The organism is Kribbella sp. NPDC054772 (assembly GCF_053611945.1).
The window spans coordinates 129,227-150,152 of the sequence record NZ_JBSHBJ010000013.1 but is presented as its reverse complement, the minus strand read 5'-3'; the positions used below and the strand labels follow the sequence as shown (position 1 = coordinate 150,152).

Genomic DNA, 20,926 nt, shown 5'->3' with positions numbered 1-20,926 from the left:
GTTCGCGCTCGCTGGGGAGGGTCCGGATGGCAGTGATCGAGGCGGCCGACCTGGTCAAGGAGTTCAGCCGGCCGGCCGTGCAGCCGGGGCGGTTGCCGCGGCTGCGGGCCCTGTTCAGCACCAAGCGGGACGTCACCCAGGCGGTGAACGGGGTGAACTTCGAGGTCGAGCCGGGCGAACTGGTCGGGTACCTCGGCCCGAACGGCGCCGGCAAGTCGACCACGATCAAGATGCTCACCGGGATCCTGACCCCGACCTCCGGGGTCTGCCGGGTGGCCGGTCTGGAGCCGTCCCGGGACCGCGCCCGGAACGCCCGCAACATCGGCGTCGTGTTCGGTCAGCGCACCCAGCTCTGGTACGACCTCCCGCTCCGCGACTCGTTCGAGGTCCTCGGGGATCTCTACAACCTCGACCGGACGACGTACCGCAAGCGCGTCGGCCTGTTCACCGAACTGCTCGACCTGTCGGACTTCCTGGACACGCCGGTCCGCTCGCTGTCGCTCGGGCAGCGGATGCGGGGCGATCTGGTCGCGGCGATGCTGCACGAGCCGTCGATCCTGTTCCTCGACGAGCCGACGGTCGGCCTGGACGTGGTCGCGAAGGCGCGGCTGACCGAGTTCATCGCCGAGACCAACCGGACGTCCGGGACGACGGTCGTGCTGACCACGCACGACATGGACGACGTCGAACGGCTCTGCCAACGGATCATCGTGATCGACTCCGGCACGGTCCTGTACGACGGGGACCTCGCGAAGCTGAAGGCGCGGTTCATGCCGTACCGCTTCCTCGTGCTGACCCTCGCCGAGCGCAGCGTGCGACAGGTCGCGGACCTCCCGTTCGCGACCGAGGTGGAGACCAGCGCGGTCGGTGCGGTGCTGCCGTACCCGGAGCGCAGCGTCGTACTGCGTTACGACCCCCAGGAGATCGCGACGCCGGCGCTGATCGCGCGTGCGTCGCAGGTGTACCAGGTCGACGAGCTGTCGATCGTCGATCCGCGGCTGACGGATGTGATCGCCCAGCTGTACGACGGACTGCTGACGTGACCGCGGCCGAACAGGTGCGCGCGTTCCGTGGGATGACGCGCGCCGGGACGCGGTCCGTGCTCGCCTATCGCGGTGACTTGGTCACCGGCGCGATCACGCTCGTCATCCAGGTCGTGCTCGCGATCGCCGTCTGGCGGACGGTGTACTCCGGCCGCGCGCCGGTGAACGGCGTGGACGCCCGTACGGCGGTCGCGTACGCGGCGATCGCGGCGTGTCTGCAGTCGGTCCTGCTGCCGTGGCAGTTCTCGACGCTGCCGATGCGGATCCGCACCGGGCAGATCGCGACGGACCTGACCCGGCCGCTCGGTCTGATGTGGCAGGTCTTCGGGCAGAACCTCGGCGTACTGCTGGCTCGGTTGCCGCTCGGGCTGATCGGGCTCGCGGCGGCCGGTGTCCTCGGGGCCCTGGTCGCGCCGTCGGGGTGGGCCGCAGCGGTGCTCGCGGCGGTGGCGACGGTCGGCGGCGCGCTGATCGCGATGCTGTGCAACCTGATCGTGTCGATGGTGACGTTCTGGACCTTCGAGGTGAGCGGTCCGCTGATCGTGTACCGGTTCGGCAGTGCGTTCCTGTCGGGGTCGCTGATTCCGCTGTGGTTCATGCCGGAGTGGCTCCGGGCGACGGTCGAGTGGCTGCCGTTCCAGGCGCAGGTCTACACGCCGGTGTCGATCTATCTCGGCCAGACGACTGGCGGCGAGGCCGTCGGGCTGGTCGCGGTGCAGCTGGTGTGGCTGGTGGTGCTGACACTGCTGCTCGAGCTGGTCTGGCGGCGGGCCCGGCACAAGGTGGTGGTCCAGGGTGGCTGAGCAGACCTGGGTCCGGCAGTACGTCGTCCTGCAGCGCGCCGCGTTGCGCGCACAGTTGCAGTACCGCGTGAACTTCTGGACCACGCTGATGGGCGGAGTCGCCTATCAGGGCACCCAGCTGCTGTTCCTCGGCGTACTCCTGGGCAAGTTCGGACTGATCGCTGGGTGGGGTTTCCCGGAGATCGCGTTCGTGTTCGCGATGCGGCTGGCCTCCCACGCCCTGTACGTCGTGCCGTTCGGGTCGCTGCGGATGACGGATCTGCTCGTCCGCGACGGCGAGTTCGATCGTGTCCTGCTGCGACCGGTGAACCCGTTCCTGCAGCTGATCACGCGGGAGTTCCCGCTGATGGCACTCGGCGACGCGCTCCTCGGCGTCGGAGCGCTGGTGATCTTCAGCCTGCACGCCCCGGTCGACTGGAGCGCGCTCAAGATCGTCTACCTGCTGCTCGCGGTGATCGGCGGCGGGCTGGTCGAGACCGGCATCCAGACCTTCTTCTGCGGCCTGTCCTTCGTCGCCACCTCGACCTTCTCGTTGCGGATCTTCGCCGACACCTCGATCACCCAGTTCTCCGGTTACCCGCTGACGATGTTCGGCCGGGGCGTGTTCTACGGCTTCTGCACCGTGTTCCCGATGGCGTTCATCGCGTTCCTCCCCGCGACGGTGCTGCTCGGCAAGACTTCCGACGTACCGCTCCCGCTGGGGCTGGTCGTCGCCTCACCGCTGGCCGGTCCGGTCGTCCTCGCGCTCGGCTACGCCTTCTTCATGCGCATGCTCCCGACGTACACCAGCCCGGGAAGCTGACCCCACAAGGGGCCTGTGGATAACTTCCGCGGCCGGATCGCGATTTTTGCCACCCTTGATCCACGAGGTTGTCACCACCGGATCGGGGAGCCAGATGAGCCAGGACACAGACCACAAATCGCCCTTCGGGCCCGGCTTCATCGGCGCCTGCATCATCATCGGCGCGGTGCTGATCTGCGGACTGCTGATCCTGATCGCGGGGTCGGACTCCTCCGGAAAGGCGACCGCGAGCGCCCAGCAGCCGGCGGCCCCCGCGGCCCCCGCGGCCGCTGCGGCTGAGCCTGCGAACACGCCGACTCAGCCGGCCACTCCGGCCGGAGAGGTCTCGACCCCCGCCACCTCGTCTGGTCAGCCGACCGGTGCGTGCGACGTTCCCGCCGGTGACCAGTCGATTCCCGCGCAGGCGCCGACGGTCGACAGCTGGGAGGTCAGCCGGCGGATCGTCGTACCGCGCGCCGCGGCGTACGGACCGGGGACGACCGATGCCGACGGTTTCCGGCGGTGCTTCGCGCACTCGCCGACCGGCGCGGTGTACGCGGCGTACAGCGCGATCGCGGCCATCGCGGACCAGACCAAGGTCGTGCCGACCGCCAAGAAGCTGATGGTTCCCGGGGCCGCGACCGACAGCTTGATCAAGGAGCTCGGCACGGAGGGGTCCTCGTCCGACTCCTCCTCGATCCAGCCGATCGGCTACCGCGTCGTGGACGCCGGACGGGAACGCGTGACCGTCATGATCGCCTTCCCCGTCGAGTCGGTCTACATGAGCGCCACCTTGACCCTCGTCTGGTACCAGGACGACTGGCGGGTCCAGCCGCCGACGCCCGGCGACGCCGTCGGAGCGCCGTTCGCACAGCACCGTGACCTGGCCGACTTCGTGAAGTGGAGTGGTATCTGATGTGCACACCGATGGACATGAAATGCCACGTCGTGGAGGGCGTCGAGTCGGCCGCGAACGGCTGGATCGCGGAGGCCAACCGGATCACCGCGGACTTCTTCTCGACCGTCCTGAACTCACTGTCGACCTTCTGGGTCGACCCGAAGACTCCGATCAAGCTCGCCAGCACGACCGACGGGCAGACCTGGACGAACAGTCAGACGGTCCAGTTCGTGCACAACAACACCCTTCCGCTCACGCTGACGATCTTCGCGCTCGCGATCATCGCCGCCGGTCTGCGGATGGCCTGGGAGCAACGCGCCAAGCCGCTGCAGGAGCTGTTGAAGGCGATGCTGATCTTCGTCGTCGTCTGCGGCGCCGGCACCGCGATGGTGCAGGTCCTGGTCGAGTGGTCGGACGACTTCTCGGTGCACCTCGTCAAGTCAGCGATCGGCGGTGAGTCCTTCTCGTCGGCGATCTCGAACCTGGTGTCGGGTCCGGACACCAGAGCCGGGAACGCCGGGATCAACTCGATCTTCCTGGTGATCCTGATCGGCCAGCTGGCGACCTGGGCGTCGCTGATCCAGATCGTGCTGATGCTGATCCGGTCGGCCATGCTGGTCCTGCTGGGTGCGACCTTGCCGCTCGCGGCCGCGGCGACCAACACCGAGATCGGCAAGACCTGGTTCAAGAAGTACTGCGCCTGGACGCTCGGCTTCATCGCGTACAAGCCCGCGGCGGCCCTGATCTACGCGGCGGCGATCAAGCTGAAGGACGAGAACATGCTCGGCCAGGACAACGGCCTGACGCAGGCGCTGACCGCGTTGATGATGATGATGCTCGCGATCCTCGCGCTGCCGGCGCTGCTGCGCTTCGCGGTGCCGGTGACCGCGGCCGTCGCCGGCGGCTCGGCCGGGATGGGGAGCTCGCCCGACTTCGGCGGGATGGCGACGGGCGCGCTCAACGTCGGCGGTGGGTTCGGCGGCGGGGGCAGCCGGAGCGGTGCCGCAAGTGGTGGCGGGTCGGTCGGCGGTGGCGGAGGCGGCGCGGCGGGCGCGGCAGGTGGAGGCGGCGGTGCCACGGGTGCGAAACTCGCGGGCAGCGCCGGAGGGGCGGCGCTCGGCCCGGCCGGGATCGCCGCGACCGCGGCTCGCAAGGCCGCCGGAGCGTTCGCGGGGGCCGCGGCACACTCGGCCGGCGAAGCCGGTGGCGGAGGCGGCTCCGGGTCGTCGCGCCCGAGCGGCGCCGGGCCGATGGGTGGGCGGTCGGGCGGCAGCCGATCGGGTGGCGGCGCGGGCGGCGGGCGCTCCATGCCCACCGGACGAGCCGCATCATCCACAGGCTCCGGCGGCAAAACACCAGCCGGAGCCGGCGTCGGCGGGAACTCGGGCCCCAGCGGCAACTGGTAACCACCCTCGAGCAGCAAGTCCGCCGTGTAGTCCGGCCCGACCTGCGGGAATGGGAGCATGGCGGCCATGTCTCTGGACCGGATTGCTCTGATCTCCGATGTGCACGGGAACCTGACGGCGTTGGAGGCGGTGCTGGCGGATATCTCCGGGCGCGGGATCGAGCGGATCTTCAACCTCGGGGACTACGTCGGGAAGGGGCCGCGGGGCCAGGCCGTGGTCGACCGGTGCCGCGACATGTGCGAGGTCAACCTGCTCGGCAACTGGGACGACGCGCTGCCGGACCCCGAGCGGACCAACGACAGCGAGGCATTCCGGTGGTGGAAGAAGGAACTGCGGGAAGAGCAGTGGGGATGGCTGCGCGGGCTGCCGTTTTGTCATGACTTCGTGCTGAGTGGGCGGCAGGTGCGGTTGTTCCACGCGTCCTCGACGAGTGTTCATCGACGCGTCCGGTTCGATCACAGCGAAGCGGAGTACCTGGGCATGTTCGAGAACACGCCGGCGACCGGTGATGGGCCGGTGCCGACGATCGTGGGGTACGGGGACACGCATGACCCGTACTTCGAAGAGGATCTCGGGCGGACGCTGTTCAACACGGGGTCGGTGGGGAACAGCCTCGGGGACCCGACGCCGGTGTACGTCATCCTGGAAGGGGTTCTGGACTCGACCGCGGCGGCGCCGTTCTCGGTGCAGTTCGTCCGGGTGCCGTACGACGCCCACGTCGAGCTGGCGGGCCCGCGAGCTAGGGATGCCGGAGCTCGAAGCGTATGAGTCCGAGATCATCCACGGGCTGTACCGGAGGAACTTCTACAGCGGTACGCCGGACGGGTATCACCGGTAATCCCCAGGGTTTTCCACAGGCTGGGGATTGTAGCTGTTGGCAACGTGTTGTTCACCTGTTCGTCAGGTGCTGAGTAAAGTTTCGGAACCGATCGGCTGGTATCCGGCCGCCAGGAACGCGCGCAGCGACGCCGCGTTGCCCGGCGTGATCTGCGCCCAGATCGACGCATCCGCTGGGATCAGCGCCCGAGCCGCCCGCGCGAGCCGGCGCCCGTGGCCACGTCCCCGGATGTCGTCGGGGAGCTCGATCGCGCACTCCAGACGGTCCGCGAGACCACGCCCGGTGATGACCACCGCGCCGTACTCGTCGCCGTACACCTGGACGTCGTCGCGGTACTCCAAGGCCCGCTCGACCCGCGGATGGTCGTGGTCGTCGAGGGCTGTCAGTCCCTCGATCGCAGTGGTTCGCGAGGCCGGGTCGGTGATCGCCGGCGAGAGGAGCATCGCGTCGGTGGCCCCGGCGCGGCGGCCGGTCCGCTCGGCGAGCGCCTGCAGGAAGGCCGGGCTGGCCGGCGCGCCCAGATCGCCCTCCGGGACCCGCTCGGCGACCCACTCCGCGCTGACATCGGCCGCGATCACGGTGTGCCCGGTGAAGGCGACCACCGCGGAGTCCCGCTCCGACGGCGCCGGTACGACGGTCAACCCGAGATCCGGGGCCGGGAGGACGCCGGCTTCGACGGCACGCAGAATGGCAGCGAGAGTAGTCATCACGAGCATTCTCACGGAGATCCCGTGGCACGCTCGATGACACCCGCCGAGGAGGCAGCAGGATGCGGAAACCGCAGCTGGTGAGGGCCGAGGGACTGCCCGACCGGGTGACGATCTACGAGGTCGGACCGCGGGACGGGTTGCAGAACGAATCGGCGGTCGTCGACGTCGCGGTCAAGGCCGAGTTCATCCGGCGGTTGCTCGACGCGGGGCTGACGACGGTCGAGACGACGAGTTTCGTGCACCCGAAGTGGGTCCCCCAGCTGGCCGACGCCGCCGAGCTGCTCGAGCAGCTGGAGCTCCCGGACGGCGTCCGCGCGCCGGTTCTGGTCCCGAACGAGCGTGGTCTGGACCGCGCGCTCGCGGCCGGGGTCGCCGAGATCGCGATCTTCGCCAGCGCGACCGAGACGTTCGCGGCGAAGAACCTGAACTCCACGCTGGACGACCAGTTCGCGATGTTCACGCCGACCGTGCAGCGGGCGTTGGCCGAGGGACTGGCGGTCCGCGGGTACGTCTCGATGTGTTACGGCGACCCGTGGGAGGGTGACGTACCGATCGATCAGGTGGTCAAGGTCGGGGCGCGGCTGGTCGAGCTCGGGTGCCACGAGTTGTCGCTGGGTGACACGATCGGGGTCGCGACTCCGGGCCAGGTGAGTGCGCTGATCGCCGCGTTCGGCGCGGCCGGGGTCGGCGTCGACAAGCTGGCGGTGCACTTCCACGACACGTACGGCCAGGCGCTCGCCAACACGCTGACCGCGTTGCGGGAGGGCGTCACTACGGTCGACAGCTCGGCCGGCGGCCTCGGCGGATGCCCGTACGCCGAGAGCGCGACCGGCAACCTCGCCACCGAGGACCTCGCCTGGCAGCTCGACGGCCTCGGCGTCGAAACGGGCGTTGCCCTGGAGAAACTCGTCACCACCAGCGTGTGGATGGCCGAACAACTCGGCAAACCGTCCCCCAGCCGTGTCGTCCAGGCACTTGCCGGCTGAAAACTGTCGGTGGGCCTCGTCAGACTGGTTCGGTGAGTGCGCAGCGGGCTGAGCTCGGGGAGTTCCTGAAGGCGCGCCGCGCCCGGGTGGCCCCTGAGGACGTGGGTCTGCCGGGCGGCGGCCGACGGCGTACGCCGGGATTGCGGCGCGAGGAGCTGGCGCAGCTCGCCGGTGTGGGCGTGACCTGGTACACGTGGCTCGAGCAGGGCCGCCCGATCAACGCGAGCGGCCAGGTGCTGGATGCGGTCGCCACGACGCTCCAGCTCACCCCTGTCGAGCGCGAGCACCTCTACCGGCTCGCCGAGGCCACGCCGATGCGCCTACCGCGGACGACGGACTGCGCGAGCGAAGCCGTGTTCGTCGAGATCGTGGACGCGCTGGACCCGTTGCCCGCCGTGATCACGAACACGCGGTACGACATCATCCGGGCGAACGGCGCGTACCACGACCTGTTCCACGACTGGCACCAACTGCCCTGCATCCACAAGAACCTGCTGTGGTGCATCATCACCGAGCCGTCGGCCCGCGCGCAGCTGCTGAACTACGACACCGAGGTCCCGTACCTAATCGGTCGCCTGCGCTCGGCGTACGCCGAACACATCGGCGACCCGGACTGGGAGACCGACCTGGAGCGGCTGGGGTCGATCAGCCCCGAGTTCGCGCAGCTCTGGTCCCGCCACGAGGTCGCCGCCTGTACGCCGCGCGTCCGTCGGATCATGAATCCGGCGGCCGGCGAGCTGCACTTCACCGTCACCGAGCTGGCGGTCCCGGCGCACCCGGAGCTGGTCCTGTTCGTCGAGACGCCGGCGAACGACGACACGCGCGGCAAACTCCCGCTCACTCGCAGGCAGCCGGCCGAACAGTCAGCGTGACCGATCGGTCACGGTTCGATCGGGCGACGGATCCGGCGGACCAGACTCTTGTCGGCGAACTGACCCACCCGGTACGTCGACCAGCCGTCGACCGTCGCGCCCACCGCACCGCCGAGGAACGGGACCCGGCGGGTGACCGTCAGTGCCATCCGCTTGCCGCTGATCCGCGCGATCAGCTCCGCGACGACCTCACCGGAGACCTGGCGGTCGAGCTCGGGGTCGAAGACCGGCGCCGTCGCGATCGCCAGCGGTGACGTGACCAGGCTCGCCTTCCGCAGCCGGTCGGCGACGCCTTCCTCACCGAGGAGGCAGGTGATGACCGCCGTCCGGACCCGTGGGTCGTCGAGGTCGTAGCCGCGCAGGTGCGCGATCGCCGCGACCATCCGCGCTTGCACGACCGCGAGACCGGTCAGGTTGGCCGGCAATGCGACGGGCAGCGTGACGAGACCGCCGATGCTGGTGGCGAACCCCTGCACGCCGGCGAGCCGGATGTGCTGGTCGATCACCGCTTCGATGGCGAGAGCGACGTCGCCCTCGCACCGCTCGAGCTTGGCGTCCGCGATCCGCTCCGCGCCGGGGAACCGCTGGTACCCGTCGATCGCGATCTCGAGGATCTGGCGCAACGCGCCGCCCGCTGCCGTCGGGGCGAACCGCTGGGCGGCGGGCGCAAGACTGCTGGCGACGAACCTGGCTACTCCGGCCACGGTGCTCCTTCCCGCCCGGCCCCACGCGTCAGAACCCGGACGTGCTTCAACTGTACGTGGCTCCCAGACCCTCGCCACTCGGGAAGAACCCTTGGTGTCCCCTAGCGGACCGCCAGGCCATCACAATCGTGCGCGTGCCGCGCCCTGCCGCGTGGGCCCGGCGTGGACGGTGGATTGTGATGGCCTGGCGGTCCGCGCCCTCGGCATGGTTCAGGATGGTCACGTGCCTGTTGAGCCTGCTGCGTCTGTTTGGGAGTTCCCGCCGGTTGGTGTGGCGGGGGCGAGTGACGTGGTGGCGGGTGGGGCCGATCTGGCGCCGGGGACGCTGCTGGCGGCGTACCGGCGGGGGTTGTTCCCGATGCCGGACCACCGGGGCTCGGTGCTGTGGTGGTCGCCGGTCGACCGGGGCGTGATCGACGTCGCCGGTTACGAACCGTCGCGATCGCTGCGCCGGGCCCGGGCGAAGTTCGAGATCCGGGTGAACACGGCCTTCGACCAGGTGATCCGCGCGTGTGCGGACCCGCGCCGGCCCGGCTCGTGGATCGACCGCGACATCATCGCGTCGTACACCGAACTGCACCGGCTCGGCTGGGTGCACTCGGTCGAGGCCTGGGACGGCGACGTGCTGGCCGGTGGCCTGTACGGCGTCGCGATCGGCGGGCTGTTCGCCGGGGAGTCGATGTTCCATCACCGGACCGACGGCTCGAAGGCGGCCGTCGCGGGCACGATCGAGCTGCTGAACGACGAGTACGCCGCCGACCGGGTCTTCGACATCCAGTGGGTCACCGACCACCTCGCGACCCTCGGCGCCGTCTCGATCCCCCGCGAGACCTATGTACGCCGGATCGCGCGCGCCCTCGACGTACCGCTGCCGAAGGCCTTCACCTGAGCCCGACGAACGCGGCCATCTGCCGGGTCGTCGACGCGAAGAACTCGTCCGCCGGGTCCATCGAACCGACCAGCTGACCGAACAGCTCGAAGCTGATCATCCCGAACAGCTGCGTCCACACGATCATCGTCCGGAGCAGGATGGCCGGCGGCACGTCCGGCGCCAGCGCGACCAGTACGTGCGTCTGCTCGGCCAGCACTCCGGACGGCGCCGGCGCGTCGTCGGGCACCACCAGCCGGCCCGAGGCCTGTGCCTTCTGCAGCAGCCCGAGCAGCAGCAACGGCACCCGGATCGCCGGTTCGACGGTCGTCTGCGGCGCCTGGTACCCACTGATCGGCGACCCGTAGATCAGCGCGTACTCGTGCCGGTTCGCGCGCGCCCAGTCCCGGACCGCGGCGCAAATCGTCGTCCACTCCTCGACCGTGTCGCCGCCGGTGGCCGCCGCCTCGGCCGCCGCGCCCATCGCGTCGTACGCGTCGATGATCAGGGCGGTCAGCAGTTCGTCGCGGTTCGCGAAGTACCGGTACAGCGCGGACGACACCATGCCGAGCTCGCGGCAGATCGCGCGCAGCGACAGCGCCTCCGCGCCGACGGTCGTCAGCTGCAGTCGGGCAGCGGCCTTGATCTCCTCGGTCAGCTCGGCCCGGGCGCGTTCACGGGCAGTACGTCCGGCGTTCATGGAGCCAGTGTGCCACAAAACCGAGAGCAGTGCTCTTGACAGTGATCAGCGATCTGATGTTCACTGATCACAACAGAGAGCACCGCTCTCGCAAACCGGCTCTCGCCACAGCAGAAAGAGATCCCCGCCATGACCGAGTACAAGCAGACCTACGACAGCAAGCGCGTGATCACCGCGTCCGAGGGCAGCATGCGGGTGTTCAACAGGATCGTCGCCCGGCTGACGAAGCTCGGTCTGAGCCTGATGGGCAGCCGGGTGCTCTCGGTCCAGGGCCGGAAGTCCGGCGAGTGGCGCAGTACGCCGGTGAACCTGCTGGTGGTCGACGGGCAGCGCTACCTGGTCGCGCCGCGCGGCCACACCCAGTGGGTGAAGAACCTGCGCGCCAGCGGCACCGGCCGGTTGCAGCTCGGCGGCAAGGTCGAGACCTTCCACGCCGAGGAGCTCGCCGACGCCGACAAGCTGCCGGCGCTCCGGATGTACCTGAAGAAGTGGGCTTGGGAGGTCGGCACCTTCTTCGGCGGCGACGTGTCCAAGAACTCCCCCGACGAGGTCCTGCACCACATCGCCCCCGGCGTCCCGGTCTTCAAGATCAGCTAGTGGTACGCCGCGGCTTGAATCCGGTAGAGCTCGGCGTAGTGCCCGTCGCGCGCCATCAACTCCTCGTGCGTCCCGGTCTCGACGACGTGGGCGCCGTCCAGCACGACGATCAGGTCGGCCATCCGCACGGTGGAGAACCGGTGTGACACCAGGATCGTGATCCGCCCGTCCACGCTGTCCTTGGCCGCCGCGGCGTACCGCTCGAACAGTGCGTGCTCGGTCTCGGCGTCCAGCGCGGCGGTCGGCTCGTCGAGCACCAGCAACAACGGGCGGTCCCGCATGAAGCCGCGGGCGAGCGCCAGCTTCTGCCACTGCCCGAAGCTGACCTCCGCACCGTCCGGCCAGGTCGACCCGAGCTGGGTGTCCAACCCGGAGCCGAGCCGCTCCAGAACGTCCTCCGCCCCGGCCCGCCCGACAGCGGTCGTCACCGCCGGTACGTCGTCCAGTCGCGGCAGGTCCCCGAGCCCGACACTATGCCCGGCCCGGAACTCGAACCGGAAGAAGTCCTGGAACGCGCCGGCGATCCGGGACCGCCACGCCTCGGCCGCGATCCGGTCCAACGGCCGATCGTCCAGCAACACCCGCCCACCGGTCGGCTCGTACAGCTTGCAGATCAGCTTCACCAGCGTGGACTTGCCGGCACCGTTCTCCCCGACCACCGCGACCACCTTGCCGGCCGGCAGAGACAGATTGACGTCGTCGAGCGCGGGCCGGTCCGAACCGGCGTACGTGAAGGACACGTGCTCCAGCCGGATGCCGTCGTCGAGCCGCTCGGGCGCCGGCAGATCGGCCGTACTGTCGAACGAGGCCGCATAGTTCTCCAGCCACACCAGCCGCCGCGATCCGTCCAGCCAGATCCCCCGCAGGAACCCGATCTCGCCCACGGTCGCCCCGATGTACGACGACAGTCGCGCACCGGCCGCGAGGATCAGCAACACGTCACCCACCGAACCGTTCAGTACCGAGGCGACGTACAGCACCGCACCGACGTATGCGAGGCCGAACACCGCCCACGCGGCGGCGTGCCAGACCGCGCTGGTCCGTCGGGTCGCGGCGATCGGCCGGTACCACTGCTCCCACTCGCGCCGCCGGCCCGTGACGAGGTCCGGACCGAGCCCGATGACGCGGACTTCCTTGCCCGGAGCTGCGGTGGTCGCCGTCTTGAACAAGTGATCGGCCAGCCGGCTGTGCGCGGCGTACTGCTCCTCGACCTGGCGTTCGACACCTGGCCGCCAACTCGAGCTGACAACGGTCGGCAACGCGAAAACCAGCAGCAGCGCGAGCGCCGGATCAATCGACATCAACAGGGCGACCGTCACCCCGAGGCGCAGGATCCAGCCACAGGTGGAGAACAGCGACATGTACATGTGGTCGAGCACGAACACCTGTTTGCGCAGTACGGACAGGCGATCCAGGTAGTCGCGACGCTCGTGGTGCTCGACCGTGGCGACGGACGCCTGCAGTTGCGCGACGTGCGCCTCGAGCATGATCGTCACCCGGTCCCGGAAGCGGCGCGAGATCCGCGTCGACAGCGTGCGCAGGAACCAGGTCGCCGTCACGGACAACGCCAGACCGGTCGCGGCGAGTACGACGGCGCGCTTGTCGCTGTCGAGGACTCCGTCGGCGAGGACCTTGAGCCACAACGCGAGCAGGGCATCGGGCAAGGCGGCGAGCAGCGTCATCACGAAGGCGGCGACCAGCAGCCCGGGCTCGTGCTGATAGCCCAGCTTGCAGAGCCGCCACATCGCGGGCAGCGCCTTGGGCAGGTCGTCAGAGCGTGTCATAGCTCAGCCCTTCCTCGTCGACCTCGGCCGCGAAGCGCTGCGCCTGCAGGTCGAACATCGTCCGGTACCGCCCGCCGAGCGCCATCAGCTCGTCGTGGCTGCCGAGCTCGACGACCCGGCCGTGCTCCAGGACGCAGATCCGGTCGGCGTGCCGGACCGTCGAGAACCGGTGCGAGATGAGGATCGTGGTGACGTCGCGGGTCGCGGTCAGGATCCGGTCGAAGATCGCCGCCTCGCCGCGTACGTCCAGCTGGGCGGTCGGTTCGTCGAGCAGGACCAGTCCGGCGCCCTGCCGTACGGCGCACAGCGCTCGCGCGAGGGCGACGCGCTGCCATTGACCGCCGGAGAGGTCGGTGCCATCGCCGTACCCGGTGGCCAGGCGGGTGTCCAGGTCGGCCAGGTCCGCGGCGCCGGCGTCGGCGAGCGCCGCGCGGATGTCCGCTTCGGGGGCGCCGGCCGGCGCGACGTTGTCCCGCAGGGGGAGCTCGAGTTTGAGGAAGTCCTGGAAGACGGCCGCGACCCGGGTCCGCCAGGTGTCGACGTCGAGGTCCCGCAGGTCGTCGCCGTCGATCCGGATCGTCCCGGACTCCGGGTCGTACAGCCGGCACAACAGCTTGGCCAGCGTGGTCTTCCCGGCGCCGTTCTGACCGACGACAGCCAGCGACGAGCCGGCCGGGATCGTCAGGTCGAGCCCGTCGAACACCATTCGCTCGGCCTGTGGATAACGGAAGCTCAGACCGCGGAGTTCGATCGCGACCGCGCCGTGGCGCGCGGTGGACAGGCCGCGACCGGGCGACAGCGCACCGGCCGGGGCCATCGCGGGCTCGAGCCGGTTGACGGCGGCGACCGGGGCGGCGGCGCCGTCCAGGGCCCAGTTCAGGCCGCCGAACGCGATCATGCCGACGCCGATCGCGACCTGCGCGAACACCACCAGCCGATCGAGCGGCAGGCTCCCGTCGATCGCCGCCGCACCGAGCGCCCAGAACACCAGACCGTTGGCCACCACCACGATCAGCAGGCTCCAGATCATGGGGCGTTCCCGCAATCGCGTCGCGGCGTACTGCAGCTCGAAGAGTCGCCGACGGCGCTCGGTGAAGCGTCGTACCGTCCAGTCGGCGAGGCCGAACAGGCGCAGTTCCTTCGCAGCGTCCGGCGCGACCGCCAACACGTACGCGTAGTTCGCGTGCCGCTGCGCCGCGCGGACCTCGGCGGTGTTCCGGTCCCGCCAGACACCGCTCTCGCGGAGCAGCCAATGCGTCGCCGTCCACGCGGCGAGGAGCAGCAGCGGCGCCCACCAGGTGAACCCGAAGAGCACCACCGCGGACGCGATCCCGCCGATCAGCTCGACCAGGCTGCCCGCGACGAAGTCGACGTTCAGGTACATCGGCGGACCGGTCTGCCCGCGGTCGAACTCGCGAGCCACCGTCAGATCCTCGCTGAGCTCCGGATCCTCCAGATGCCCGATCCCCGGCGGCCCGACACACGCCCTCGCGAGTTCGTCGTTCAGGTACGCCGACACTCGGCTACCGAGGTTGGCGCTGACCGCCTGATGTACGGGCGTCAACACCTGCAGCAGAACGAACGTCGTACCCATGAACGCCAACGGACCCGCCAGCGCGGAACCGTGCTGCACCGCGCCGACCATCTGCCCCATCGCGATCGCGAACACCGCCGGCAACGCCCCCCGCGCCAGCACCAACCCCCACCAGGCCGCGGCCAACCCACGATCCGCCCGCGGCAACACCCCGAAGAACTCCCACTCCGGGCGCCCACGCAACCGCCTCACCATCTCCCCACGATGACACCCCCACCACCACAAGTCTTGAACGTTTGCCGGATGGCACTATGGCCAGATGATCAGTCCGGAGGAGTTGGGTGCGGCGCCGAAGGTGCTTTTGCATGATCACCTGGATGGGGGGCTGCGGCCGGAGACGGTGCTGGAATTGGCGCGGGAGATCGGGCATCCGTTGCCGCGGGCGGATGCGGCCGAGTTGGGTGCGTGGTTCGTCGAGTCGGCGGACTCGGGGTCGCTGGAGCGGTACCTCGCGACGTTCGACCACACCGTCGCGGTGATGCAGACCGCCGAGGCGATCAAGCGGGTTGCGAGCGAGTGCGTGCAGGACCTCGCCGCGGACGGGGTCGTGTACGCCGAGGTTCGGTACGCCCCCGAGCAGCACCTGAACAGCGGCCTCACCCTCGAGCAGGTCGTGGACGCGGTCCGGGAAGGGTTCGAGCACGGGATGGCGGTCGCCGAGCGGCCGATCGTCGCGCGCCAGCTGCTGACCGCGATGCGGCACAAGGCCCGGTCGCGGGAGATCGCCGAGCTCGCGGTCGCCTACCGGGACGCCGGCGTGGTCGGCTTCGATATCGCCGGAGCCGAGGCGGGCTTCCCGCCCACCCGGCACCTGGACGCGTTCGAGTACCTGCAGCGCGAGAACGCGCACTTCACGATCCACGCCGGTGAGGCGTTCGGGCTGCCGTCGATCTGGCAGGCGATCCAGTGGTGCGGCGCCGACCGGCTCGGTCACGGCGTCCGGATCATCGACGACATCAGCTACGACGGCACCGGCGAGAAGGCCGAGCTCGGGCGACTCGCGGCGTACGTCCGGGACCGCCGGATCCCGCTGGAGATGTGCCCGAGCTCGAACCTGCAGACCGGCGCCGCCGAGTCGATCGCCGACCACCCGATCGGCCTGCTCGCCAAACTCCGCTTCCGGGTCACGGTGAACACCGACAACCGCCTGATGAGCGGTACGTCGATGAGCCGCGAACTCGCGCTGCTCGCCGAGGCCTTCGACTACGGTCTCGCGGACTTCCGCTGGTTCGCGATCAACGCGATGAAGTCCGCGTTCATCCCGTTCAACGAACGCCTCGCGATCATCGACGGCGTCATCAAGCCCTGGTACGCCGCCGCCCTCGCTCGGTGAGGCGGACCCGCACCACTCACCAACCGCCGCCGGCGCCTTGATCCGGGCGGCGGATGAGCCTGCCGTGAACAGCGCGCGGGAGGTTAGTGAGTGGCGCAGGTCCGGGTCGCGCCTCAGACCGAGCGCTGGTACGTGCGGAAGGCGCGCGTCGAGAGCCAGCCGACGATCAGGGTGAAGGCCAGGAGGTAGCCGCAGTGCCGCCAGACCGACGACCAATCGGGGTCGGCGGTCAGCGCGCCGCGGGCGGCGACCGTGGCCCAGTCGACCGGGTTGTAGCGAGCTGCCACGTTCACCCAGTGCGGCGCCACCTCCGGGTCGATCATGATCGACGACATGAACGTCAGCGGCAGCGAGACGAACTGCGAGATCCCGATCAGCGCCTCCTGCTGCCGGGTGAGCAGCGCGACCGCGTTCGACAGTGAACCGAACGCGAGCCCGACCAGCACCGACGCGAGGATCGTGACCAGGTAGCCGCCGATCCCACCGTCGTACCGCGCACCGGCGGCGAACCCGATCGCGAACACCAGCACGGTCTGGATGAACGTGGTCGTCGCGTTGCTGAGCAGCTGCCCCGTCATCAGCCCGCCGCGGCTGACCGGCGACGCCAGCATCCGGTCCATCACGCCGCGCTCCATGTCCTGCACGAACGACGTACCGCTCCAGCCACTCGTCATCAGCGCGGTCATCATCACGATCCCCGGGGTCAGGAAGGCGATGTACGACGAGTCGCCGAAGCCCGGGATCCGCACGACCCCCTGGAACAGCTGCCCGAACAGCAGCAGCCAGATCGCGGGTTGCACCAACGTGAACGCGATCAACGCCGGCTGCCGGTACGACGCCCGCGTCCAGCGCCCGAGGATGAGTCCGGTGTGCGCGATCATGCCGCCTCCTCCGCGATCTTGAAGGACCGGCCGGTATACTGCAGGTACACATCGTCCAGCGATGGCCGCGACATCGTGACCGCGATCACCGGAACCGCCTTGTCCTCCAGCACTCCGAGCACCGCGGGTACGGCGGTGGCGCCGCGATCGACCCGAGCTCGCAAAGTGTTGCCCTCGACAACGATCTCGCCGACCCCGGGCAACTGGGCGAGCAGGGTCCGGACGTCGCCGTCGGTGTCCGGGTCGACGAGTTCGACCTGCACCGAGTCGCCGCGCAGCGCGGACTTCAGCGCGTCCGGGGTGCCCTCGGCAACGATCTTGCCGTGGTCGACGATCGCGAGCTGACCGGCGAGCCGATCCGCCTCTTCCAGGTAGTGCGTGGTGAGCAGGACCGTCAGGCCTTCCTGCCCCGACAGCCGCAGTACTTCGTTCCACAGGTCGGCGCGTGCTTCCGGGTCGAGACCTGTGGTGGGCTCGTCGAGGAACAGCACCTTGGGGCGATGCACCAGTCCGAGCGCGACGTCGAGTTTGCGCTGCATGCCGCCGGAGTACGTCCGCGCCGGCCGATCGGCATGCTCGGCCAGGCCGAACCGCTCCAGAAGTTCGCGAGCGCGTTGCACCGCCTGCGACCGGGACAGGCCGAAGATCCGGCCGCTGAGTACGAGGTTCTCCAGGCCGGTGGCCATCGGGTCGGAGCTGGATTTCTGCGGAACGTAGCCGATCGCGTGCCGGACGCGGTCCTGTTCGCGAATCACGTCGTACCCGGCGACCTTGGCGCTGCCGGAGTCGGCGCGGGACAGTGTGGTGAGGATCTTGACGGTGGTGGACTTGCCGGCACCGTTCGGCCCGAGCAGGCCGAGGACGACGCCGTCGGCCACGCTGACGGTCAGGCCGTCGAGCGCGCGGAGCGGTGGATTCTTGCGGCCGGCCGGGTACGTCTTGACCAGGTCGGTCGCCTCGATGGCATGCGTGGACATCAGTGGACTCCCTTTGCGCGGGAGCCGGTCGGAAGGCTGGCCTATCCTGATGGTTGCGCCTTGGGTGCCAGGTCTTCGGACCGACTCGAGGAACTGCGGCCCTTGGCCCTGGTGTTGCCGCACCGTGGGTCGAGGGCCGTCTTTCTCTTACTGTGCTTTCTTACTGGGCTTCCGGCGGAATCGCCTGCATCCAGGTGAACTCCTGCCCGAAGTACTTCAGTGGATCCTTCAGCTGCTCGGCCGGGCTGATGCCCTCGGTCAGGTAGACGTTCCAGGCCTTGCGCCAGAACTCGGCGCCGCCGAGCGTGTCCGTCCGGATCTCCTCCACGAGTTGATGGACGTACGCCGACTCCGCCCGCAGCAACGCCAGCCGGAACTCGGACTCGATCCAGAAGATCCGCGGGAACTCCGTCGCGGCCATCTGATCGTGTACCGCGGTCGTCTCCGCGATCTCCGCGTCGACGACCTTGAGCCGCTCGTCGAGGAGCTCGACGGCACGGTCGGGGTGCAGACCGGGGAGGTACGCGAGCCCGGCCTCCAACGGGTGGAACTCGCGCGACGGCGTACCGACCAGCTCGGCGAGCCAGTCGTTGAACTCGGCGTGCCCGGTCTCGGTGATCCGGTAGACGGTCCGCTCCGGCCGGTTGCCCTCGCGGACCGTCTCGAGCGCCTCGATGAAGCCGTGCTTCTGCAGCGCTGCGACGACCGAGTACAGCGAGCCGTAGTTGACCTTGATGCTCTGGTCCTTGCCGCGGGCCCGGAGCGTCGTGGAGATCTCGTAGGGGTGCATCGGCCGCTCACTCAGACTCCCGAGCACCGCGAACGCCAGCGGATTGCCGACCTTGCGCCTAGAGGGCATCTGAGGACTCTCCGCCTACTGTGCGGCGCTGCTCGCTACGGCGCAGAGTCCTCAGATGCCCTCTAGCCATGACCCCTCCTCGATTTCGATTACTCGAAATCGAGTATTAGTTCACGGGTATCCGATGTCAAGTATTCAGCCAGGCGAACGCCCGGGCCGGGAGGCTGCGGACCCGGAGCGAGGCGAGCGCGCGGTACGCCGGCTCCTCGACGTACTTCGTCAGCAGCCAGGCCAGCCCGATCACGCCGACCACCGCGCCGGTGATCTGCACGAACCGGTCCGCGCCGAGCTGCATCAGCCGGTACGCGATCAGGTAGCCGATCACCTGGTTCAGCAGGTACAGCCCGAACGAGATCCGGGCGAGGAAGTGGATCGGCCGCCGGAACCGGGCGAACACCGTCCAGTCCGGGCCGCGCGCGGCCAGCGCGACGATCACCAGCAGCGCGCCGATACCGAGCGACGACGGTAGGTCCGAGGTGTGCGCGTGCTGCGCGAAGACGGTCGCGACGATCAGGGCGCCGAGATGGACGACACCGATCCGGCGCTGCGACCACAGCCAGATCGCGATGCCGACCGCGAACAGCTGCAGCCGGTGCAGGCCGAGACCGTTCCAGGTCTGGATCACCCAGATCGGGCTGTGGCCGATCCGGTCGTGCCACTGCAGTGCGACCGGCGCGAGGATCATGATCCAGAGCAGCGTGGTGATCCGCTGGCCGAGGCCGCGGGGCCAGAGCAGCGCCGCGGCGGCGAACGCCATCAGCTGCAGCGGGAGCGTCCAGTACGAGCCGTCGATGAGCTGCACGGTCGGGTCGAACGAGGCGGCCAGTGTCAGGTTGCCCCAGAGGTCATGCCGGGTCGGCAGGATCCAGTTGCTCGGGCCGAAGCGCACCAGGACGAGGTACGTGAACATGACCGCGATCAGGTACGGCGGGAGCACCCGGCAGACCCGTCGCCACAACCAGCGGTGCGTCGAGCCTCTCCGGATCGTCACGCAGACGAAGTACGCGCTGATCACGAGCAGGATGCTGGCGCCGACCTGGAACGGGTACTTGCCGAGCGGCGCCCCGAGCTCTGGGTGCAGGAACGGACCCATGTACGTCGTGTGGGTGAACATCACCGCGAGTACGGCGACTACTCGCACCACGTCCCAGCTCAGCCTGCGGGCGGGTTTCTCCGGGCGGGAGTCCGGCGTCGTCAAACTCACTCCATCTACGCATCGCTCGCCGATCGTCTCGGCCGTTACCCCCTCGTGACCTTAGGCAGAGCAGGGGGTGGCGATGCAAATCCGCCAGGTGATGTCTTGATCACATCAGCCGGCAGTTTGGAACGTCCGGCGGTAGTCCTGCGGCGGTACGCCGACCACGCGGCGGAAGTGGTGCCGCAGCAGCGCGGCGGTGCCGAACCCGGACTCGGAGGCGATCTGCTCGATCCCCATCCGGGTCTGCTCGAGCAGCGTCCGGGCGCGCAGGACGCGCTGGGTGGTGACCCATTTGAGCGGCGTCGTACCGGTCTCGGCGACGAAGCGGCGGGCGAAGGTGCGCTCGGACATCTGGGCGCGCCGGGCCAGCGCAGGCACCGTGTGCTCGATGGCCAGGTTGTCGACCATCCAGTCCAGGACCGGCTGCAGGCTCTCACTGGACGACTCGGGCACCGGCACCTCGACGTACTGCCGTTGGCCGCCGTCGCGCTGGGGCGGGACGACCATCCGGCGGGCGATCCGGGTCGCGACCGCGCTGCCGAGCTCGCGGCGGACCAGGTGCAGGCAGGCGTCGATCCCGGCCGCGGTACCGGCGCTGGTGATGATGTCGCCGTCGTCGACGAACAGCACGTCCGGGTCGAGTTTCACGGTCGGGAACTGCTGGGTGAACTTGTCGGCGTACCGCCAGTGGGTGGTGCAGCAGCGCCCGTCGAGCAGGCCGGCGGCGCCGAGCACGAAGGCGCCGGAGCAGACCGTGAGCAGGATCGCGCCGCGGGCGTTCGCCTTCCGGAGCGCGTCCAGGACCTGCTCGTCGTACTCGTGTCGCCAGGTGGTGGCCGGGATGCCGATCAGGTCGGCATCCTCGAGCTCCTCCAGCCCGTACGGCGCGATCACCTGGGAGTGCGTGCTGGTCTCCATCGGGACGCCAGGCGTGGTCGAGCACACCTTGAAGTCGAACGGCGGCACACCGTCGTCGGTGCGGTCCAGCCCGAAGACCTCGGCCAGCACCCCGAACTCGAACAGGGCGACGTCCTCCATCAGGACGACAGCGATCTTCTGGAGCATCTGATCAGTATGGCAGGAATTTGTGCATG

The 20,926-nt window shown here is 69.3% G+C and carries 21 protein-coding genes; 11 read left to right on the top strand and 10 right to left on the bottom strand.

Annotated features, from left to right (window positions below; all coding sequences use genetic code 11):
* The first annotated feature begins 26 nt into the window (after positions 1 to 26).
* The 6 genes from ACWGID_RS21770 to ACWGID_RS21745 all read left to right on the top strand — a co-directional run bounded on the left by ACWGID_RS21770 (position 27) and on the right by ACWGID_RS21745 (position 5,699).
* The gene (locus ACWGID_RS21770; RefSeq protein ID WP_452199184.1) at positions 27 to 1,043 is read left to right on the top strand and encodes an ABC transporter ATP-binding protein; all 1,017 of its coding nucleotides are present in this window, start codon (positions 27 to 29) and stop codon (positions 1,041 to 1,043) included.
* Positions 1,040 to 1,846 (top strand): ABC transporter permease, encoded by an 807-nt coding sequence (locus ACWGID_RS21765; RefSeq protein ID WP_452199182.1) that lies wholly within the window; start codon positions 1,040 to 1,042, stop codon positions 1,844 to 1,846. The genes ACWGID_RS21770 and ACWGID_RS21765 overlap by 4 nt, the downstream gene beginning before the upstream one ends.
* Positions 1,839 to 2,648 (top strand): ABC transporter permease, encoded by an 810-nt coding sequence (locus tag ACWGID_RS21760; protein WP_452199180.1) that lies wholly within the window; start codon positions 1,839 to 1,841, stop codon positions 2,646 to 2,648. Before ACWGID_RS21765 ends, ACWGID_RS21760 begins: the two co-directional genes overlap by 8 nt.
* A 94-nt stretch (positions 2,649 to 2,742) precedes the next feature.
* Complete coding sequence (locus tag ACWGID_RS21755) at positions 2,743 to 3,543, top strand: hypothetical protein (protein WP_452199178.1); 801 nt, start codon at positions 2,743 to 2,745, stop codon at positions 3,541 to 3,543.
* Positions 3,544 to 3,554: 11 nt separating this feature from the next.
* A complete protein-coding gene (locus tag ACWGID_RS21750; RefSeq protein ID WP_452199177.1) occupies positions 3,555 to 4,931 on the top strand; it encodes a hypothetical protein in 1,377 nt (458 codons plus the stop codon).
* A 57-nt stretch (positions 4,932 to 4,988) separates the two neighbouring features.
* Positions 4,989 to 5,699, top strand: coding sequence for a metallophosphoesterase family protein (locus ACWGID_RS21745; protein ID WP_452199175.1), 711 nt, complete (start codon positions 4,989 to 4,991; stop codon positions 5,697 to 5,699).
* Positions 5,700 to 5,831: 132 nt separating this feature from the next.
* Here ACWGID_RS21745 and ACWGID_RS21740 read toward each other — a convergent pair whose 3' ends face one another.
* Positions 5,832 to 6,476, bottom strand: coding sequence for a GNAT family N-acetyltransferase (locus ACWGID_RS21740; protein WP_452199173.1), 645 nt, complete (start codon positions 6,474 to 6,476; stop codon positions 5,832 to 5,834).
* A gap of 62 nt (positions 6,477 to 6,538) precedes the next feature.
* Between ACWGID_RS21740 and ACWGID_RS21735 the strand changes: the two genes are divergently transcribed.
* Together ACWGID_RS21735 and ACWGID_RS21730 are read left to right on the top strand one after the other, a co-directional pair.
* Entirely contained in the window at positions 6,539 to 7,465 is a 927-nt protein-coding gene (locus tag ACWGID_RS21735) for a hydroxymethylglutaryl-CoA lyase (RefSeq protein WP_452199171.1), read from the top strand.
* 32 nt (positions 7,466 to 7,497) lie between these two features.
* The gene (locus ACWGID_RS21730; RefSeq protein ID WP_452199170.1) at positions 7,498 to 8,337 is read left to right on the top strand and encodes a helix-turn-helix transcriptional regulator; all 840 of its coding nucleotides are present in this window, start codon (positions 7,498 to 7,500) and stop codon (positions 8,335 to 8,337) included.
* A gap of 8 nt (positions 8,338 to 8,345) precedes the next feature.
* Here the strand turns inward: ACWGID_RS21730 and ACWGID_RS21725 are convergent, their stop codons facing one another.
* Positions 8,346 to 9,041, bottom strand: coding sequence for an EcsC family protein (locus ACWGID_RS21725; protein ID WP_452199168.1), 696 nt, complete (start codon positions 9,039 to 9,041; stop codon positions 8,346 to 8,348).
* Between the two features lie 223 nt (positions 9,042 to 9,264).
* Here ACWGID_RS21725 and aat point away from each other — a divergent pair, with 223 nt between their 5' ends.
* On the top strand, positions 9,265 to 9,930 hold the full coding sequence (gene aat, locus ACWGID_RS21720; protein ID WP_452199166.1) for a leucyl/phenylalanyl-tRNA--protein transferase: 666 nt from the start codon (positions 9,265 to 9,267) through the stop codon (positions 9,928 to 9,930).
* Here the strand turns inward: aat and ACWGID_RS21715 are convergent.
* Positions 9,923 to 10,609, bottom strand: coding sequence for a TetR/AcrR family transcriptional regulator (locus ACWGID_RS21715; RefSeq protein ID WP_452199164.1), 687 nt, complete (start codon positions 10,607 to 10,609; stop codon positions 9,923 to 9,925). The genes aat and ACWGID_RS21715 overlap by 8 nt on opposite strands.
* Positions 10,610 to 10,738: 129 nt before the next feature.
* On the opposite strand from ACWGID_RS21715, the gene ACWGID_RS21710 reads away from it, so the two are divergent.
* Positions 10,739 to 11,206: a nitroreductase family deazaflavin-dependent oxidoreductase gene (locus ACWGID_RS21710; protein ID WP_452199162.1), complete on the top strand. Its 468-nt coding sequence runs from the start codon at positions 10,739 to 10,741 to the stop codon at positions 11,204 to 11,206.
* Here the strand turns inward: ACWGID_RS21710 and ACWGID_RS21705 are convergent.
* Both ACWGID_RS21705 and ACWGID_RS21700 read right to left on the bottom strand, forming a co-directional pair.
* A complete protein-coding gene (locus ACWGID_RS21705; protein WP_452199161.1) occupies positions 11,203 to 12,990 on the bottom strand; it encodes an ABC transporter ATP-binding protein in 1,788 nt (595 codons plus the stop codon). The genes ACWGID_RS21710 and ACWGID_RS21705 overlap by 4 nt on opposite strands.
* Positions 12,977 to 14,779 carry an ABC transporter ATP-binding protein gene (locus tag ACWGID_RS21700; protein WP_452199159.1) on the bottom strand — a complete coding sequence of 601 codons (1,803 nt, stop codon included), beginning with the start codon at positions 14,777 to 14,779 and terminating at the stop codon, positions 12,977 to 12,979. The genes ACWGID_RS21705 and ACWGID_RS21700 overlap by 14 nt, the downstream gene beginning before the upstream one ends.
* A 64-nt stretch (positions 14,780 to 14,843) precedes the next feature.
* Between ACWGID_RS21700 and ACWGID_RS21695 the strand changes: the two genes are divergently transcribed.
* Entirely contained in the window at positions 14,844 to 15,917 is a 1,074-nt protein-coding gene (locus ACWGID_RS21695) for an adenosine deaminase (RefSeq protein WP_452199157.1), read from the top strand.
* Positions 15,918 to 16,030: 113 nt separating this feature from the next.
* Here ACWGID_RS21695 and ACWGID_RS21690 read toward each other — a convergent pair whose 3' ends face one another.
* From ACWGID_RS21690 to ACWGID_RS21670, 5 genes are all read right to left on the bottom strand, one after another.
* The gene (locus tag ACWGID_RS21690; RefSeq protein WP_452199155.1) at positions 16,031 to 16,798 is read right to left on the bottom strand and encodes an ABC transporter permease; all 768 of its coding nucleotides are present in this window, start codon (positions 16,796 to 16,798) and stop codon (positions 16,031 to 16,033) included.
* Positions 16,795 to 17,775 carry an ATP-binding cassette domain-containing protein gene (locus ACWGID_RS21685; protein ID WP_452199153.1) on the bottom strand — a complete coding sequence of 327 codons (981 nt, stop codon included), beginning with the start codon at positions 17,773 to 17,775 and terminating at the stop codon, positions 16,795 to 16,797. The genes ACWGID_RS21690 and ACWGID_RS21685 overlap by 4 nt, the downstream gene beginning before the upstream one ends.
* A gap of 160 nt (positions 17,776 to 17,935) precedes the next feature.
* Positions 17,936 to 18,634 carry a PadR family transcriptional regulator gene (locus ACWGID_RS21680; protein WP_452199151.1) on the bottom strand — a complete coding sequence of 233 codons (699 nt, stop codon included), beginning with the start codon at positions 18,632 to 18,634 and terminating at the stop codon, positions 17,936 to 17,938.
* A gap of 127 nt (positions 18,635 to 18,761) precedes the next feature.
* Positions 18,762 to 19,832 carry an acyltransferase family protein gene (locus tag ACWGID_RS21675; protein WP_452199149.1) on the bottom strand — a complete coding sequence of 357 codons (1,071 nt, stop codon included), beginning with the start codon at positions 19,830 to 19,832 and terminating at the stop codon, positions 18,762 to 18,764.
* A 111-nt stretch (positions 19,833 to 19,943) separates the two neighbouring features.
* Entirely contained in the window at positions 19,944 to 20,897 is a 954-nt protein-coding gene (locus tag ACWGID_RS21670; protein ID WP_452199147.1) for a helix-turn-helix domain-containing protein, read from the bottom strand.
* Between the last annotated feature and the right edge of the window lie 29 nt (positions 20,898 to 20,926).